Consider the following 18,444-nt stretch of genomic DNA (forward strand, 5'->3'; position numbering starts at 1 on the left):
GTCAGCACACTGACGATTCAACAACGGTCAAATTTCGATTTGATAATAGTATTAGCGTAGCACGGGTTTGTTATTACAGCGCTGAAATCTCGCTACTTTTTTTGCGATTTTTCCTGCGCTTTTACTTTCCCCCATAGCAACTCCATCTCCTCTAGCGATAAATCGGTTAATGAGTCATGCTGAGCGTGAGCCAGATCCTCTACCGCGCTAAAGCGCTTTGCAAACTTAATACTGGCTTTGCGCAGTGCTGTATCCGCGTCTATGTTGCAATGCCTGGCTAAATTCACCATTGCAAAGAGTGCATCGCCAATCTCTTCTTCAATAGCGTCTTGGTTTCGGGTTGAGGCATTAAGCTCTTGCTTAATCTCCTCTAACTCTTCTTCCACTTTATCTAGCACGGGCAGAGTATCTGGCCAATCAAACCCTACTTTGGCACATTTTTTTTGCAATTTTTGTGCGTACATTAGTGCAGGCATTCCTTTAGGCACACTATCTAAAAGAGGCTCATTGTTTACTCGATGAGGCTGGCTGCTGTCTGTGTTGGCTTGTTTTGCTGCTTTTCTCTCTGCTTTTTCTTGGGCCTTAATGGCCTCCCATTGCTGAACCAAATCTTCTTGAGATAGCCCTTCTTGAGATAATCCTTGTTGAGAAAAGGAGGATTGACTGGTTTTGGTGCCGGTTTTTACGCTGGCCTGTCCCTGAGCGAATACATGAGGATGGCGACGTTCCAGCTTATCGCTAATGGCTGTTGCCACATCGTCAAAGTCAAACTGCCCGTCTTCTTGTGCAATGTGGGCATAAAAGACAATTTGAAACAGCAAGTCACCTAACTCGTCTCGGATATCGTCTATATCGCCACTGGCGATTGCATCGACAACTTCATACGCCTCTTCAATAGTAAATCCCGTAAGGGACTCCATGGTCTGTTGTTGATCCCACGGGCAACCGCCGTCATCAGAGCGCAATGCGTCCATAATTGACAACAGACGCGCCATGCCAGGCAAATCAGCTTTGCTTGCGTCTCGCATCTGTAACTCCTTTTAGCTGACGTAGTCGAGTGATAACTTTGGACAAACTGTCTAACGTCAACACCTCAATAGATATGGTAATTAACGCGGTTTGACGGTTTTTATCACTTAAGCTATTGACCCCAAGTAACGGTACATTCTCGTTTGCCAATACAGTGGTGACATCGCGAAGCAGCCCGGTTCTATCGTGGCAATGAATATCCACAGCGGTTTCAAAACCCACCTTGAGTTCTTCAGACCAGTTAACTTCTATTTGGCGCTCAGGGTGCTGAACCAGTAAGTTCTGCAATTGGTCACAACTTTCTTTGTGAACACTCACTCCCCTGCCCTGAGTGATATAGCCCATAATGGGCTCGCCAGGTACGGGCTTGCAGCAGTTAGCCAACTGACTCATCAGGTGTCCAACGCCCTGCACAACGACAGCGTCTTTTTTACCTGTTCCAGCAGCCGTTTTGCGGGTTTTAACTTTAGGGCTAATCTCAGGCTCAACCTGAGGCGGCTCTTGTAGGTGATGAATGAAATTGACAACCTGCATCACCCTTACATCGCCTGCGCCTACCGCTGTGAAAAGGTCGTCTTTCGTCTGCAGATTAAACTTTTCACACGCCTCAGCAGGGACCTTCGTTGGTAAATGGGCACGATGAAGCTCTCGCTCTAGCAGCTCTTTACCGGCGGCAAGGTTTTTCTCTCTGTCTTGTTTTTTAAAGTAAGAATGAATGGTAGCGCGTGCCCGAGAAGAATGGACATACCCCAGCCCCGGATGCATCCAGTCCCTGCTTGGATTAAGCTCTTTTCCAGTGAGTACTTCCACCTGATCGCCACTTTGCAGCAAGTAGGTAAAAGGCACGATCCTGCCGTTTATTTTAGCACCGTTACAGCGGTGTCCTACATTGCTATGGATGTAGTAGGCAAAATCTAACGGTGTAGCACCTTGCGGTAAATCGATTACATCGCCTTTTGGTGTGAATACATACACTCTGTCATCGAATACCTGACTGCGAAGTTCTTCAACCAAATCGCCCGACTCTGCCACTTCTTCTTGCCACGCTAAAATACGACGTAGCCAGTTTATCCGCTCATCGTAACCAGATTGTTTACCCGCACTCCCCTCTTTGTACTTCCAATGAGCAGCCACCCCTAGCTCCGCATCTTGATGCATTTGCTGTGTGCGTATTTGAATTTCGATTGGCTTGCCCTTCGGACCAACAACAACCGTGTGGATAGATTGATAACCATTGGGTTTTGGCGTAGCGATATAGTCATCAAATTCAGTGGGTAAATGTTTATAGTTGGCGTGAACGGTGCCAAGGGCGGCGTAGCAATCTTGTAGTCTATCGGCAATAATTCTCACCGCACGAATATCAAAAAGCTGCTCAAACGTGAGCCGCTTTTTCTGCATTTTTTTCCAAATACTGAATATGTGTTTTGGTCTACCGTAAACCTCTGCGCGGATGTTTTCGGTATTCATGATTCCCTGCAGATCATCAACAATGGAATCGATGTATTCAGCCCGCTCCTTGCGTTTGCCATCAAGCTGCTTGGCGATTTGCTTATAGGTAACCGGATGCAGATAGCGAAAGGCTAAGTCTTCTAATTCCCACTTTAATTGCCCTATACCTAATCGATTCGCTAGCGGCGCATAAATGCTAGCGCACTCCCTGGCCACCATCACTCGCGTTTCTTCATCGGCAACTTTGGCCTGCTGCAACGCACATATTCTTTCTGCCATTTTAATAACAACGGCTCGCACGTCCTCGACCATGGCCAATAACATTCTACGAATACTATCGGTGTGCTGTTCATCTGAAGAATCTGCGCGTTCTTTACCGCTTAGCCTGCGTGCATGAAGCGACTTAATTGCATCCATTCTGCGCACACCAACAATAAGCTCTTTTATTTCTGAGCCAAATTCATCGCCAATATCGTCTTCATTTAATGCGTGTTGCTCACAATAGGGAAAGACCAATGCGGCCTGTAGCGTCACGTCGTCCATATTGAGCTGACAGAGTATTTCCACCATCTCTTGACCCACAAGCAGTCGCTCGGGGGCAGCAGACACTACTCGTAATTTTTCTTTAGTGTGACTATGAAGCCCTAAGCTATCTAACCATGCCTCAAAGGGTGGTCTGTGCGCTTCGTGTACCTTTCTTGTTGAAACCATATCCGTAACTCACTGCGACTACTAACGTGTGAAAAGAGCCATCATTTCCATGTGATGGGTATAAGGAAACATTTCCACTGCCCCTGCTTTTTTCATCGAATACCCTCCCTGTATCAATACGCTTGCATCTCTTGTAAAGGTGCTTGGGTTGCAAGAAACGTACACTATTGTACTCGGCTTCGCATTAACTAATGCCTGACAAACGGTTAAGGCACCTTCCCTCGATGGGTCCAGCAAAACTTTATCAAAGCCGTCATTAAGAGCATCACTCACGTTTTTGTTATTGCTTAAATCTAAATGCAGCCACTCTACGTTATCTACGCCCTGTTGTTGCGCATTATCCTTAGCACGCTGCACCATTTCAGCCACACCCTCCACGGCCTGAACAACAGCACCGCGCTTTGCAATAGACAAAGTAAAATTGCCTAGACCACTAAACCAGTCGGCTATTCGCTCTTGGGGCTTCGGCGCTAGCCAAGACAACGCCTGCTCTATCATTAGGGTATTAACGGATTTATTGACCTGCACAAAATCGTTAGGCGCGGGGCTTAACGTGAATTCATCAAAACTACTCATCGTTAGCGCAGCCTCAAAATGCAGTATGTTGCATCTGCCTTTTTTGTTTTCCAGCACCACGTTTATGCGTTCTTGCTTGGCAAACAAAACTAACTCACTGTATAACTCGGAGCTGAGAGCTTTAGTATGCTTAATAGTTACCTGACACACGTTATCGCCAGCAAGCAGACCAATATGACCTATGAATTTTGTGCTTTCGCACCTTGATAATACTGCACGCAGCGGCGTAATAAGGCGACTTAATTCATCAACAAGTACAGGGCAAGCAGCAATGTCAACAATCTCACTACTCGCCTGCGCCCGAAAACCGAGCTTGAGTTTATCCATTCGTCTAGCGTCTAGTGCCAAGCGCGCCTTTCGTCTGTAGGCAGGTTTGTCGCCAGCAAGCGGCGCTTGCCACACGCCTTCTTCCATCGCCAACTGGCGCACCATCATCGACTTAAGCGCCATATCCCGCTCTGTTAGGGCATGCTGAGGATCAATATGCTGAAGCTGACATCCGCCACATTGGTCAAACACAGGGCAAAATGGCGCTGTTCTCATTGACGATGGCTGAGTTATTTTGGTTGCTCTAGCGTTTACCACATTCTTTTTTGCATGCAAAACGCTGATCTCACAAATTTCACCAGGGAGTGCGCCCTCTACAAAATGCACCGGTGTAGTTCGCGCTATTCCCTGTCCCATCCAATCAAGACTTTCTACAAGAAGCTGTGAGTGCTTTTGACTAAAAGTACTGTTTAAGGAGGAATCATATTCAGATGCTGCGGCAATAGACTCTTTAGAACTAGAATCTTTGGCCTTATCTGAAAAACGCAGGTTCGCCACTTGCGCATTGGCACTGGTTTTACGTTTCAGTGTTGGGGTATTAAAAAGCCCATTTTGTTTTTTGCCTTTTGCAGGCTTCTTGGGGTTTGACAAGGAAAGCTCCGTAAGGAAATTATATTTTATGCTGATTCAAGAATAACAGTAGCAACAGCATAGTGCTGTTCGTCTGAAATACTAATAACACTATTCGTTATTCCCCGAGCTTCGCAACGAGCCGCAAACTCACCATTGAAGGCAAGTGTAGGCGCACCCAGTTCGTTGTGCTGAACCTCTACATGCTGCCAACTGATCCCATTGCCAATACCTGTGCCCAACGCTTTTACCGCCGCTTCTTTAGCGGCAAAACGCTTGGCTAAAAATCGCTGTGGAGTTCGGTGCTGCTCAAACTGCTGTAGCTCACTAGCGGTTAATACGCGTTTAGCAAGCCTTAGCATTGCTCCCTCGTCTTTACCTAAGCGCGCAATTTCAACAATGTCGGTGCCTAACCCTGCTATGGCCACTCAACCTTCCTTTTTCATAAAACCAGATAATAGGTATTAGCAGATGCTAAGCGCTGACTCAAAGCTCAGTCCTAAAGCAAAATAAACACCGCTAGTACCACAGTGCATTAAATACCGGCTCTTGCTTCCAACATAAGCTTGCGCATGTCGGCAACGGCAGTGTGCAAACCATCAAAGGCGGCGCGGGCGATTATAGCGTGTCCAATGTTAAGCTCTACTAGCTGCTTAATGGCAGCAATAGGTTTCACATTGTGATAGTGCAAACCGTGTCCTGCATTTACCTTTAAGCCCAAGCTATCGGCATACTCAATACCTTCTATTAATCGAGCAAGCTCTACTTCTTGTTGCTGCTCGTTTTCTGCCTCGGCGTATTGACCCGTGTGAATTTCGATATAAGGCGCTTTACATGCTACCGCTGCATCAATTTGTGCTTTGTCGGCATCGATAAACAGCGATACCTGAATACTAGCTGCGGCAAGGCGCTCGCAGGCCGTTTTCATCACATCGAGGTTACCCGCTACGTCAAGGCCCCCTTCTGTAGTAAGCTCTTCGCGTTTTTCAGGCACAAGGCAGCAAAATACAGGCTTCACTTCTTCAGCAATAGCTAGCATTTCATCGGTTACTGCCATTTCTAAATTTAGACGTGTATTGATAGTTTGAGCAAGGATTCTTACATCTCTATCTTTAATGTGTCGGCGATCTTCACGAAGGTGAACAGTTATCCCATCGGCGCCCGCGCGCTCCGCAACGTCTGCTGCATGTACAGGATCTGGATAGTGTGTACCCCGCGCATTTCTCAGTGTTGCAATGTGATCAATATTAACGCCTAACAAAATTGAGCTCATATACCTGCCTAATAAGTGAATGTTTACCGCGTGAAGTGTATCAAATTTTTGCTGATAGTTAGCTTGCTAACGGCTTGTGTTAACTTAAAATAATTTCTGATCTCGGCTATTAAAACAGATTTCGCTAGCGTTTGGGCGTCATACGGCTAAAAAGCTCTCTACTTTTTAACGGTTTGTCGCCAATTAATGGCCGCAGTAATTCGCGACAAAGAACTTTCGCCACTCGTTTACTCAGTGGTGTGAACTCACCTTGTGCAAGGTCTAACAAGGCTTCACCAGGAAACCCTTTAAGGTGCAATGCGTCTTCAGGAATTACCACAAAACCAGCTTCTGCTTGAAAGTTGTACTGACGAGACGCTTCTACGGGAAGTTCGTACTCTACATCTAAGGTAAAATCGGGAAGTAGCCCCATTTCATCGAGAATGGAAAACTCGAATTGGCGCAGTGTTATCTCTATGTCGCCTTGCTCACTTAATGACGCAAGGGCGTCTTGATAGGCCTCAAAAACCAGATCGCTTGCCAACCCATTAGGCATAATGCGATTACAAAGCTCATTGATATACATAGCACAAAATAAGGTAGTACCCGGCAGAATAATGGAAGGAGCGGTACTTTCTACGTGGCGTAAGTTTTTTAATTCCGATTTACCGCTCAACTGAAGGCGCAGCGCTTGAAAAGGCTGCAATAAGCTTTTTTTGTCTGACTTACTATTTTTAACGCCTTTAGCTACCGCGCTTACCCTACCTTCTTCTAGGGTAAAAAAGTCCACAATATAGCTGGTTTCTCGATAAGGACGACGGTGGAGTACGTACGCAGTTAACCATTCATTATTCATTATTTTTCGCCCAACCGTAACGTCTTGTACGTGTCTACTCTAGTTTACTCGAAGCCTTTATATGGCCTTTACATGGCCGTTTTAGGCTTCTATCAGGCTCTTTTCTGGCTAATATTTAACCTGAGCTAACTGTGTTAACTCATTGACCAACTCAACCACCTTAACTGCGTTTTACCCGAACCACTTTCATGGTTTCAAACTCAATACCGGCAACCTCTTCAACCTGTCGATAGTAGGTTAGGTTTACCCTAGCTCCGGTGAGTGATTTGTAATTATGCTTGCGCCGATAAATAAAAGGCACATCAATGCCGTCTAACATAATAGTGTGTCGGATCCAGTCTCCGTCTTTTTCTTCACGTTGAACGTGAGACACCACTTTGGCGTTGTCTGTTTGATTAAGCTTGCTATGCTTTTCTACAAGCTTTTCCCTTTCACTTTTCATCGTTAGCAACCTTTTGTGCGAGCTATGTATAACCCGTGCTTTGCTAATACAAGTCTCTCACTACTGACAAAAGCGAGGTCAACATACACGGAGCAAATATGCTAGGCAGCATCAATCTGTTCAATGATAAGCTGCACAGACTCCTGACCGCGAAACACGTTAATATCGAGTCTATAAGCAATATGCACATTTTTCACCATGGCATTTGGCCACATTTTTAAATCAACATTAAACGCAATGGCATCGATTTCCGCGCCCTCTTTTGACTTAACAACCATTTTGAGGTGCTTTTGCCCTACCAATCGCTGGTCAACTAATCCAAACTCACCATCAAAAAGCGGCGACTCAAAGCCCTGTCCGAAGGGGCCTGCTTGGCGCAGCAGATGAGCAAACGACAACGATAATTCTTCTTTGCCCAAGTCTCCGTCGGATAACAGCGCATGAGCAGTGTCGAGTTTATCCATGTGAGATTGAGTAATGGCCACAAAAGCTTGTTCAAATTCTGCAAGCCTATCTACCGGCAAACTCAGCCCGGCTGCCATCGCGTGACCGCCAAACTTATCGATAACATTGGGGTAACGGGTGTTAACTTCATCAAGTACGTCTCGAATATGCACACCTGGAATAGAGCGAGCCGAGCCTTTAATTACCGCTTCATCTTGGTGAGCAAAGGCGATAACCGGTTTTAAATATTTTTCTTTTAATCGCCCTGCCACAATGCCGATGACGCCTTGGTGGAAGTCTTCGCGGTACACGACCAGCGCTGCGGGCATATCGCCTTCATCAATGGACATTTTTTCAAGTGCTTCTTCAGCCTGCGCCTTCATGCCGGTCTCTATTTCCCGACGCTCTTTATTTAACGCGTCAAGTTCAGCTGCTATCATTCTGGCCTGAATCTTATCCTCTTCTAGCAAGCAGGCAATGCCTTGAGACATGTCGTCTAAACGCCCAGCAGCGTTTAAACGAGGCCCAACAACAAATCCTAAATCGGTAGAAGTAAGATGTGAGCACTCTCTATTAGCTACTTCCACCAGCGCTTTTATGCCTGGTCGACATTTACCCGCGCGTATACGCTGCAAACCTTGGTGGACCAGAATTCGATTGTTCTTATCAAGAACCACCACATCAGCTACTGTACCCACGGCAACAATATCAAGTAAAGAGGCTAAGTTTGGGGGCACTATACCACTGCTCTCAAAGTAACCGCGTTGCTGTAACTCAGCCTTGATGGCCAGCATAATATAAAAAGAGACGCCAACACCGGCCAAATTTTTTGATGGGAAGGTACAGCCGGGTTGGTTCGGGTTAACGATGGCATCGGCAGGCGGAAGTGTGTCTCCAGGCAAATGGTGGTCGGTAACGATTACCTCTAAGCCTTTTTCTTTGGCATGAGTGACACCGTCGATACATGAAATACCATTATCTACGGTAACTATAACATCGGCATCGCGCTCTATGGCTACATCCACAATAGGTACGCTCAAACCGTAACCAAAATCAAAGCGGTTCGGTACCAAATAATCGATATTGGTAAAGCCCATTAACCTCATTGATAACAAGCATACGGCAATACTGGTTGCCCCATCAGCATCGAAGTCTCCCACAATGACTATACGCTTGTTCTGCTCTACCGCATCAGCAAGCAGCGTCGCTGCGGTTTCTATTCCTTTTAGTGCTTTGTAATGAGTGAGCCCTTTGAGGCCGTTTTCAAGTTCATCGGTATGATTAACTTGCCTGCCACGATAAATTCTATCGATAACAGGGTGTAACTTTGAACTAAGCATTGCTGGGCTTAACTCTCGGCGCACAATAGGCAATATCATGAGTACCACTAAATAATGAAGAATTGTATCAAGACTTTGATTCTAACGCAGAGGTAGAAAGGGGTACAAGGATTCAATAAAGCCAGTGTGCGTTGGACTTAAAATTCACTGAGCTTTAATACTCAGCGTAAATTTAAAATACGCGGTGAGGAAAAGTAGGAGCGGGAATGATTCCCGCTCTTTCATTGTTTATTGACGAGCATTGCTTTTTAACGAGCACAGCCTATCAACGAGCCCTATTTTAACCCGCTTGCTCTAAAGCGCTAACGATAAGCGAGGCTGGTTGATAACCTGGAATAAGTGAGCCATCAGGTAATATAATATTGGGGGTGCCGTTTACACCAAGCTTCTGACCAAGCTTGTATTGCTCAGCCACTTTGTTTTTACACGTAGCCGATGCAACATTATCGCCGGCTTTTGCATTGGTAAGTGCTTGCTGAGGGTTCTTAGCGCACCATACCGATACCATGTCATCATAATTTTCACTGTTTAGCCCAGCGCGAGGAAATGCTAAATAGTTTACCGTAATACCATTGTCGTTTAATTCGCCAATTTCATTGTGAAGCTTGCGGCAATAACCACAGGTAATGTCGGTGAATACCGAAATAACGTGTTTCTCATCTTTGGCTTTAAACGTAATAGACGACGCTTCCATTTCCTCTACACCCTTAAGTCTTAATGACGTCATTGCTACCTCGGTCTCATCTCGCATTCCTTCATCGATATTGAGCACGCGGGCTTGGATAAGAAACTGACCATCATTACTGATGTAGAAAAAGCCTCTATCTGTAGAAACTTGAACTAAACCAGGAACAGGGGAATCCGCAATTGAATCTACCGTTAAGCCTAACACTGAGCTAAGCTTTTGTTGAATTGCCGCATCATCTGCAGCCTGAGTAATGCTACTCACCATAGCAGCTGCAACTGCGATGGCGCTAACGACGATATTTTTTACTACTTTCACTTTACACTTCTCCAATTGGACTCACATGGCCGCGGATGATGGCGCATTATAAAAATGGGGTCAGACCCTGTTTATTTCTTATCGGCACTATACAACGACCGGACGAAAGCCTAAAAAGTTTCAACCGCTTGCCTATAAATTTAAGTTTTAACATCTAAGAGAGCTTATAGCATAGATATGCGCATTAAAATGTGGTTCTGACCCCGTTTATTTCTTCAATCGTATCACAGGCGGTTGGGCTTGAGGTAGGTAGGAGCATCCGTTGGTCGCGGCTTTTGCCTATTCCACAGCTTTAGGAACTAGCAGCCTTTTTGGTTATCTGCCTCATTCTCTATACACTGCTAGCCTCTTGGGTGGTGGCTGTGGATTAACGTTTGCAATCTTTCGGTGGCAACATGCGTGTATATCTGTGTGGTCGATAAATCGCTGTGGCCAAGTAGCATTTGCACTACTCGTAAATCAGCGCCGTGGTTTAAAAGATGGGTCGCAAAAGCGTGTCTCAATGTATGGGGAGACAAATGCTGTTCTATTCCCGCTTTCACTGCATAATACTTAATGCGATGCCAAAAAGTTTGCCGAGTCATTTGCTGGCCTCGACGACTTAAAAACACGACGTCAGATTGCTTAGTAGCTAGCATAGGCCTTGCCGTTTTTATGTATACTAAAAGCCACTCGATAGCTTCTTCGCCAAGGGGCACTAAGCGCTCCTTATCGCCCTTACCCACCACGCGAACCACGCCTTGCTGCAAACTGATCTGATCCATTGTCAGCCCAATTAGCTCGCTCACTCGAAGGCCAGTGGCGTAGAGTACTTCAAGCATACTTTTGTCACGACATTCAATAGGATCATCGGTCAGCGGAGCAGACAGAAGATCTTCCACTTGCTGTTCACTTAACGAAGTCGGCAATGCTTTGGGCGTTTTCGGGTTAGATAGTGTAGATACCGGACTGTCTACGCGAACCTGTTTAGCAATCAAAAAGACATAGAACGACCTAATAGCGCTTAACGCCCGCTGGGTACTTCTACTAGATAGGCCCTGTTCGTAGCGATAGGCTAGATAGTCTTGCAGCTGCTCGGTGGTAACCACAGCAAGGTCCTTTATTCCCTCGTTATTGAAGTAAATCGCCAGCTTTTTCAGGTCAGTTCGATAACTCTGCTGAGTATGCTCAGATAATCCTTTTTCTAGCCACAGCATCTCAATAAAGTTATCAATATGCGCTTGGCTAGCGGCAGGAACATAAGTTAACTGTTTTGTTGTCTGTGTCATGGACGTATCACAATAGCGTTAGCATTTGAAAACCTCAAAAAAAGCCCATCAAAAGCTCCGTTTAAATCCCCGTTTGAAAACGCACTGCACCACATATTAAAAGTCACGTCGCTGTTTAATAAGCTCATAAGCAGACTGTATATCCTGCGCTTTTCTCTTCGCAATCTCCATAGCCTGTTCGGGTAAACCTTTTGAAATCAACTTATCCGGGTGATGCTCTGACATTCTTTTACGGTAGGCCCGTTTAATGGTCTTTTCATCGTCTGATGCGCTTACGCCCAATATACTGTAGGCATCATCGAGAGTCTGCTGCGCTGAATAAGGCGCTTGCTGCTGGCGTGAATGCTGTCGTCTACCGTTTGATTGTCCGCGCTGGTCTCCTCTGTGGCCTTCCCGCTGACGAAAGCGAAGTTCAGCTTCGAACATCGAAATTAAGTAATCGAGGTCACGACGTCTAAAACCAAGAGGCTTAGCGACCTTCTCAAGCACCACATACTCTTCTTGTGATAGCTGACCATCCGCAAAAGCAGCTTGGATCAATATTTCTAAAAACACCTGAAGGATATCTCGTCGGCCATGCGTTGCCTCATAAAAGCCTTTGAGCATATCGGTAAGCGGAAAGTCTCTTGCTTTGCCCTCTCTGAATGCATCTTGGGCCTCGCGGCGTGCATCACCGGTTAACTGCATTTCGTCCATAAGAGAGGTGGCTATCTGAATTTCTCTGTCTGTCACTTTCCCATCAGACTTTGCAAGATGCCCTAGAGCGCTAAACAAACTATGAAAAAATATGGCCTGCTGTTTGAGAGAGTTTTGATCACTGAAGAAACGGCCAAAGCCTCCCATCCGATTGAAGTTTTGGCTGTAGGCTTTATCGAAGAAGTGGCCGACCACTAATCCTAAAACGATACCAAGAAAATGTTTCAAAAACATGAAACCAAAGAGGGCTCCGAGAACCTTACCCCAAAAAGACATTAAATTACGCTCCTATCGTGTCACCTTTGGCAACATCGGCTTTATGATTGTCGCAACAACTATATCAAAGACATGCCAGCATTGAAGTAGCAATGTATGATCTATTTGGCGTCGAAATAGGGTTATTGTGCGTAAAATGCGCTACTTCAAGGTAAAAATGCTTATTATTATGATATTTTTTAGACGAACGGTTGGTAATTGGTTCAGAAGTGCTTAGAATTGGGCGGTTGTAGTTTAAATCGAAATATTGACAGTCTCTTGGCAGTATCTCGACAGTCTCTCAACTTGGCCTGCTGCGTTTTTAAAACGTCTGCTGCCAGCACATTTTAAAAATAGCACCGAACTAAAAAAGACCCATAGCGTCTTACACGGGGTTAAACGCATTATAATAGTTAACAGGCCGCCTTTTTACGCATGAAAAATACCTGCGCCGTGCTCGTTTTCGCGACTCTACTGCCTACCGTCGCGTTTGCACAGGACACCTCCACATCGTTAGCTGATCCGTTGGCTTTTTGCAGTGCTGAACCGGTTTCGTTCAGTAGCAATAAGCTAATGGAAAAAGGCCATATAAAGGTAGAAGCAAATCGTACAGAGATAGTGGAAAACAAGGTCGCCCTGTTCTCTGGCAACGTTGATATAACCTCAGATACTGCTGTTATTAGTGCTTCTCAAGCACAAGTGAACAGCAGCGGCAAAGATGTTATTGCTAAAGGCGATGTGACTTACCAAGATTCAGCGTTAAAAGTACAAAGCGATACTGTATCACTGCGCTCTGTGGAAGAGCGCCTCGAAATGACAAACACCAAGTATAAGCTTACCGGTTTTGTAGGACAGGGCGCAGCAAAAGACATTGTGTTAGACACTGATACCGGAATAGTGCTCAAAGAAGTAAGCTTCACCACATGCCCAGAAGGCGATGAAGACTGGTTGATTAGGGCTAGTGAGATAAGCTTAGAAAAAGGTACCGCTTGGGGCCAAGCCAAGCACACTCGCTTTTATATCGCTGATGTCCCCGTATTTTATCTTCCGTACTTCGCATTTCCTGTGAGTAACGAGCGTCAAACCGGTCTGCTTTTTCCTGAAATAACCAGCTCTAGTCGAACTGGCATAGACTACACCCAACCGTTTTACTGGAATATTGCTCCCAATTACGACATGACCATTTCTCCTCGTTTGATGACAAGAAGAGGGATTCAGCTCAATACAGAATTTCGTTACTTAACGGAACAAAGTGAGGGCATGGCTTATGTAGAATACCTTCCCAGCGATAGCGATATTGACGGTAATCCAGACCGCTATTTTTATCGATTACAGCATCAAGGGCTCGTTGGTGATAATTGGCTTCTCAATGTCGACTTTAATGGGTTAAGCGACGATAACTATCTACTCGACCTAGGTTCTGATTACTACAGCCGTGCTGACACTCATTTATATCGCAGTGTAGGACTCAGCTATTATGATGAAAACTTATCGGTAAATGTTGAAGTTAAAGACTTTGAAGTATTAGGAGATACCGCCGACAGTTATCGCGCTGTACCTCAAATAAAAGTTAATTACAGTACCGCAATGTGGCGCTATTTTGAGTTCAGCCTAGACTCAGAAATAGCCCATTTCGACAACACACTTGCTACTGCGCCAACAGCCACCCGTTTTCACTTAGCCCCGACTCTAGCATTACCTTTGCGAGCGGCATGGGGAGAAGTGGTCGCTGAGACGACGCTATTTCAAACCGTTTACAAGCAAGACAATGTTGAAGGGACCGCGTTAGAAGAAGATGTTGAACGTAGCCTTGGACAAGCTAGGCTTTATGGTGCGCTGTATTTTGAAAGAGATACCTCTTGGTTTAATGATGAACTTTCCATGACCTTTGAGCCAAAAGTACAGTATTTATATACCTCATTTGAAGACCAAACGGCTATTGGTTTATACGACTCAACAGCACTTTTAACCGACGTTGAAGGCCTGTTTCGTGGGCAGGAATTCACTGGCCTTGATCGTATTAACGACAACAATCAAATTACCCTTGGCGCAACGACTCGCATGCTAGATAAAAACAATCGGGAACAATTTGTTCTTAGTGTGGGTCAGATATTCTATCTTGAAGACAACAAGGTGATAGCAGCAACGAAAGATCAGGACCGTTCTGCCCTTGCCGCCGAAATAGACTGGCGCTTTGACCAAAACTGGTATTTCCACTCCGACGTTCAGGTGACCACGGATACCGATAAGGTTGACTTGAGCAGTGTTGGAATTGAATACAGAAAAGATGCATCTCGTTTTCTCCAACTTAGCCACCGCTATGTTCGCAACCTAAGTGGTGAAACGATTGATCAAATTGGAATATCTGCCAGTTGGCCGATCAACAAAAACTGGCAGTGGGTTGGCAGAACGTATCGAGATTTAGAAAGAAACCGCAGTGTCGAAACTTACGCAGGCCTTCAATATGAATCCTGCTGCTGGGCTGTGCGCTTTGTGGCTCAACGAACCCTTAACAATCGCTTCAACGACAATGGTGAGCAAACTACAGACGATTTTGACTCAGGGGTTTCACTGCAGTTTATTTTCAAAGGAATTGGCTCGATGGCGAGCAGAAGAAGCATGCTGGAAGACGGTATGTTTGGCTATCGACAGCCTTATAGTTTAAATTAACCCGTAATTACGTTCGTTAGTAGCGCGCGTTAATTCATTAACCAAAAATAAAAGAGTGTGTATGAAGTTCATTATCCGTGCATTGATGTTAGGTGCAGTACTCTCGTTTAGCAGTATGGCACAAGAGGTCATGCTTGATCGCGTTTCCGTGATTGTTGACCAAGGTGTAGTACTTGAAAGCGAAATCGCTGCACTAGTAAAAGAAGTAAAGCGCAACGCTGAGGCGAACAATCAAGAGCTTCCATCTGATCGCGCCCTGAGAACTCAGGCCATTGAGCGCTTAATAACGAAAAACCTTCAGCTTCAAATGGCTGAGCGTATGGGTATTCAAATTAGCGATCCGCAGTTAGAGCAAACCATTGGCAACATTGCGGCAAATCAAAACGCGTCTATGGAACAATTGAGAGCTCAACTTGCTGCAGAAGGCATTGCCTATGACGACTACCGTGAAGACATTCGCGAAGAAATTATCATGGGCGAAGTAAGACGGGCCAATGTTCGTCGTCGTGTTTACATTACCCCGCAGGAAATTGATACCTTGATGGGCCTTATAGAGCAGCAAGGTGCTGAGCAAGCAGAATACCGCCTTGGTCACATTCTTATCGGTTTCCCTGCCGACCCTACCGACGAAGACATCCAAGCCTCTCGTGAACGAGCGGAAAAGGTTATCTCGTTGCTAGAGTCTGGTTCAGACTTCACTAAAATTGCTATCGCCTCATCATCGGGTAATGAAGCCCTTGAAGGTGGTGACATGGGTTGGTTAAACATCAACGCAATGCCTACGCTGTTTGCAGAAGCCGTGCAAAACAAAGACGTTGATTCACTGGTAGGCCCTATTCGAAGCGGCGCGGGTTTTCACATACTTAAAGTGGTTGATACCCGCGGTATCGAGAAAGTGACGGTACAAGAAGTTAACTCTCGCCATATTTTGGTTAAGCCCTCTATTATTCTCAGCGAAGACAAAGCGAAAGCCATGCTTGCTGGATTTAAAGAAGACGTGATAGCCGGCGAAGCTGAATTTGAAGAGCTCGCTAAAGAGTATTCAGAAGATCCAGGCTCAGCCCTTCGCGGTGGAGACTTAGGCTGGTCTAACCCTGATAATTATGTACCTGCATTTAAAGATGCCCTGGCAAATTTAGAGCCTGGCGAGTTTAGTGAGCCTGTACGCTCTGTTCACGGTTGGCATTTGATTCAGCTTATTGAGCGTCGCATTGACGATGCAACGGACAAGCGCAAAGAAGAAAAAGCCTACCAGCTGATCTTTAACAGAAAGTTTGCCGAAGAAACAGAAAACTGGCTTCGTGAAATGCGCGACGCCGCGTATGTCGAAGTTATCGAGTCTTAAACTATAAGTTATTCATGAGCAGACCAATTAAAATAGCAGTAACGCCGGGCGAGCCGGCGGGGATTGGGCCAGATTTGATCATCAAACTGGCTCAGGAAGAATGGCAAGCTCAGCTTGTTGTGTTTGCCGATAGTGATATGCTGACGGCACGGGCCAAGGATCTCGGCATTCCACTAACCCTTCTCGATTACGACCCCGACAACGTTGATATTCAAGCTCCGGGGTCATTGTATATAAAGCACATTGATAAATCGGCAGAAGTCGTTGCAGGTACACTAAATAGTGAAAACGGCCTGTATGTAGTAGAAACGCTAAGACAAGCCTGCCAAGGCAACATTGATGGTGATTTTGATGCCGTAGTGACCGGCCCAGTACACAAAGGTATTATCAATAAAGCCGGTGTTTCTTTTAGCGGTCACACTGAGTTTTTTGCCTATCAGTCGAACACGATTGATGTGGTGATGCTACTTGCCACAGAAGGGCTCAATGTAGCGCTTGCTACCACACATATTCCTTTAGAGTATGTTGCAAAAGCCATCACGGGAACCCGTCTTCACAAAGTTATTCATATTATTCATACCGATTTAAAGCTTAAATTTGGTATTAAAGAACCACGTATTTACGTGTGTGGATTGAACCCCCATGCGGGAGAAGACGGTCATATTGGTACTGAAGAAATCCGTACCATCACGCCTGCCCTTAACGAGCTTCGCGAAGAAGGGCTTGATATTATTGGGCCACTCCCCGCTGATACTATTTTTCAGCCTAAATACCTTCAAGATGCCGATGTTGTGTTGGCGATGTACCACGACCAGGGTCTTCCTGTGTTAAAGTACAAAGGGTTCGGCGCGGCGGTAAACATCACTCTGGGTTTACCTTTTATTCGTACATCGGTAGACCACGGTACCGCGCTTGATTTAGCCGGCACAGGTAATGCCGACGCCGGTAGTTTCAGAAAAGCATTGGAAAAAGCCATTGAGCTTGCGCAGCATCAACAATGAGTAAAACACACTTAGGCCATACGGCACGAAAACGATTTGGGCAAAACTTTCTTCACGACGATTATGTGATTGGAAAGATTGTCGCGGCTATCGCGCCCAAAAATGAACAAAACTTAGTTGAAATTGGACCGGGTTTAGGCGCGCTTACAGACCCAGTATGCGAAGAAGTAGACAGACTCACTGTGATTGAACTGGATAGAGACTTAGCTAAGCGCTTGCGTCAACATCCGTTTAACGGTGGAAAGCTCAACGTCATTGAACAAGACGCGATGACGATGGATTTCTCTGCATTAGCAAAAGAAATGCCTGATAGCGATCGTAAGCTTCGCGTGTTTGGCAACCTCCCTTACAACATTTCAACGCCACTTATGTTTCACCTTTTTGACCATGCACCTGCAATTGAAGATATGCATTTTATGCTGCAAAAAGAAGTGGTAAACCGATTGGCCGCGGGTCCAGGCTCAAAGAGCTATGGTCGCCTATCGGTAATGGCGCAATATTACTGTCATGTTATTCCGGTATTAAATGTACCACCAGGTGCGTTTAACCCTCCGCCGAAAGTAGACTCTGCGGTGGTTAAACTTGTCCCTCACAGTGTACCGCCTGTTCAGGTAGAGTCGTTAAGCACCCTTGAAAGAGTATGTGCTCAAGCGTTTAACCAACGCCGAAAAACAATCCGTAATTCTTTAAAAGACTGTTTAAGCGAAGACGAAATAACTGAACTCGGTTTAGATCCAAAATGTCGTGCTGAAACCCTCTCGCTAACAGATTTTGCTACTATTGCAAATGCCGTTTCAAGCAAAGAATACAATCAAGAGTCTTAGTTTTTCTATGCATGAATTAGACATTCAAGTGCGAGTGAAAACTCGCCACTTGCCTGAACATCTTCCTTCCGATTCCGCGCAATATGCGTTTGCCTATCACATTACGATTGAAAACAAGAGCGATGAAACCGTTCAGTTAATCAATCGCTACTGGCGCATTACTGATGCAAACGAAAAAACCTCTGAGGTTGAAGGCGCAGGTGTAGTGGGAAAACAGCCTATACTAAAACCTAATGAAAGTTTTGAATATACCAGTGGAGCGGTAATCGATACCCCGGTAGGTAACATGGAGGGCTACTATGAAATGGAGCGCGAGAACGGCGAGCGCTTTAAACTTCCTATCGATGTGTTTAGGCTGGCAATTCCCCATATACTGCATTAAGGAC

General features: G+C 45.5%; 16 protein-coding genes. 5 read left to right on the forward strand and 11 right to left on the reverse strand.

What is annotated here, in order from left to right; all coding sequences use genetic code 11:
* Nucleotides 1-92 precede the first annotated feature (92 nt).
* The 11 genes from mazG to djlA all read right to left on the reverse strand — a co-directional run bounded on the left by mazG (nucleotide 93) and on the right by djlA (nucleotide 12,239).
* Nucleotides 93-1,028 (reverse strand): nucleoside triphosphate pyrophosphohydrolase, encoded by a 936-nt coding sequence (mazG, locus tag O9X84_RS08405; protein ID WP_269519249.1) that lies wholly within the window; start codon nucleotides 1,026-1,028, stop codon nucleotides 93-95.
* Nucleotides 1,006-3,189 (reverse strand): GTP diphosphokinase, encoded by a 2,184-nt coding sequence (gene relA / locus O9X84_RS08410; RefSeq protein ID WP_269519250.1) that lies wholly within the window; start codon nucleotides 3,187-3,189, stop codon nucleotides 1,006-1,008. Before relA ends, mazG begins: the two co-directional genes overlap by 23 nt.
* 21 nt (nucleotides 3,190-3,210) lie before the next feature.
* Nucleotides 3,211-4,683: a 23S rRNA (uracil(1939)-C(5))-methyltransferase RlmD gene (rlmD, locus tag O9X84_RS08415; RefSeq protein ID WP_269519252.1), complete on the reverse strand. Its 1,473-nt coding sequence runs from the start codon at nucleotides 4,681-4,683 to the stop codon at nucleotides 3,211-3,213.
* Nucleotides 4,684-4,709: 26 nt separating this feature from the next.
* Nucleotides 4,710-5,090: a holo-ACP synthase gene (gene acpS, locus O9X84_RS08420; RefSeq protein ID WP_269519253.1), complete on the reverse strand. Its 381-nt coding sequence runs from the start codon at nucleotides 5,088-5,090 to the stop codon at nucleotides 4,710-4,712.
* Between the two features lie 107 nt (nucleotides 5,091-5,197).
* A complete protein-coding gene (pdxJ, locus tag O9X84_RS08425) occupies nucleotides 5,198-5,935 on the reverse strand; it encodes a pyridoxine 5'-phosphate synthase (RefSeq protein WP_269519255.1) in 738 nt (245 codons plus the stop codon).
* Between the two features lie 124 nt (nucleotides 5,936-6,059).
* Nucleotides 6,060-6,770 carry a DNA repair protein RecO gene (gene recO, locus O9X84_RS08430; RefSeq protein WP_269519257.1) on the reverse strand — a complete coding sequence of 237 codons (711 nt, stop codon included), beginning with the start codon at nucleotides 6,768-6,770 and terminating at the stop codon, nucleotides 6,060-6,062.
* Nucleotides 6,771-6,930: 160 nt separating this feature from the next.
* Nucleotides 6,931-7,212: a hypothetical protein gene (locus O9X84_RS08435; RefSeq protein ID WP_269519258.1), complete on the reverse strand. Its 282-nt coding sequence runs from the start codon at nucleotides 7,210-7,212 to the stop codon at nucleotides 6,931-6,933.
* A gap of 101 nt (nucleotides 7,213-7,313) precedes the next feature.
* Nucleotides 7,314-9,035, reverse strand: coding sequence for a single-stranded-DNA-specific exonuclease RecJ (gene recJ / locus O9X84_RS08440; protein WP_269519260.1), 1,722 nt, complete (start codon nucleotides 9,033-9,035; stop codon nucleotides 7,314-7,316).
* A gap of 241 nt (nucleotides 9,036-9,276) precedes the next feature.
* Nucleotides 9,277-9,981 carry a bifunctional protein-disulfide isomerase/oxidoreductase DsbC gene (dsbC, locus tag O9X84_RS08445; RefSeq protein ID WP_442864521.1) on the reverse strand — a complete coding sequence of 235 codons (705 nt, stop codon included), beginning with the start codon at nucleotides 9,979-9,981 and terminating at the stop codon, nucleotides 9,277-9,279.
* A 359-nt stretch (nucleotides 9,982-10,340) separates the two neighbouring features.
* Nucleotides 10,341-11,267, reverse strand: coding sequence for a site-specific tyrosine recombinase XerD (xerD, locus tag O9X84_RS08450; RefSeq protein WP_269519262.1), 927 nt, complete (start codon nucleotides 11,265-11,267; stop codon nucleotides 10,341-10,343).
* 96 nt (nucleotides 11,268-11,363) lie between these two features.
* A complete protein-coding gene (djlA, locus tag O9X84_RS08455) occupies nucleotides 11,364-12,239 on the reverse strand; it encodes a co-chaperone DjlA (protein ID WP_269519263.1) in 876 nt (291 codons plus the stop codon).
* 414 nt (nucleotides 12,240-12,653) lie between these two features.
* Between djlA and O9X84_RS08460 the strand changes: the two genes are divergently transcribed.
* The 5 genes from O9X84_RS08460 to apaG all read left to right on the forward strand — a co-directional run bounded on the left by O9X84_RS08460 (nucleotide 12,654) and on the right by apaG (nucleotide 18,440).
* Complete coding sequence (locus tag O9X84_RS08460; RefSeq protein ID WP_269519264.1) at nucleotides 12,654-14,888, forward strand: LPS-assembly protein LptD; 2,235 nt, start codon at nucleotides 12,654-12,656, stop codon at nucleotides 14,886-14,888.
* 61 nt (nucleotides 14,889-14,949) lie between these two features.
* A complete protein-coding gene (gene surA, locus O9X84_RS08465; protein WP_269519265.1) occupies nucleotides 14,950-16,233 on the forward strand; it encodes a peptidylprolyl isomerase SurA in 1,284 nt (427 codons plus the stop codon).
* Nucleotides 16,234-16,247: 14 nt separating this feature from the next.
* A complete protein-coding gene (gene pdxA, locus O9X84_RS08470) occupies nucleotides 16,248-17,234 on the forward strand; it encodes a 4-hydroxythreonine-4-phosphate dehydrogenase PdxA (protein WP_269519266.1) in 987 nt (328 codons plus the stop codon).
* Nucleotides 17,231-18,058 carry a 16S rRNA (adenine(1518)-N(6)/adenine(1519)-N(6))-dimethyltransferase RsmA gene (rsmA, locus tag O9X84_RS08475; RefSeq protein WP_269519267.1) on the forward strand — a complete coding sequence of 276 codons (828 nt, stop codon included), beginning with the start codon at nucleotides 17,231-17,233 and terminating at the stop codon, nucleotides 18,056-18,058. Before pdxA ends, rsmA begins: the two co-directional genes overlap by 4 nt.
* A gap of 7 nt (nucleotides 18,059-18,065) precedes the next feature.
* The gene (apaG, locus tag O9X84_RS08480) at nucleotides 18,066-18,440 is read left to right on the forward strand and encodes a Co2+/Mg2+ efflux protein ApaG (RefSeq protein WP_269519268.1); all 375 of its coding nucleotides are present in this window, start codon (nucleotides 18,066-18,068) and stop codon (nucleotides 18,438-18,440) included.
* Nucleotides 18,441-18,444: the final 4 nt, after the last annotated feature.

Origin of the sequence: Alteromonas sp. BMJM2 (assembly GCF_027257845.1) — a bacterium.
In the GTDB taxonomy this organism is placed as follows: Bacteria; Pseudomonadota; Gammaproteobacteria; order Enterobacterales; family Alteromonadaceae; genus Alteromonas.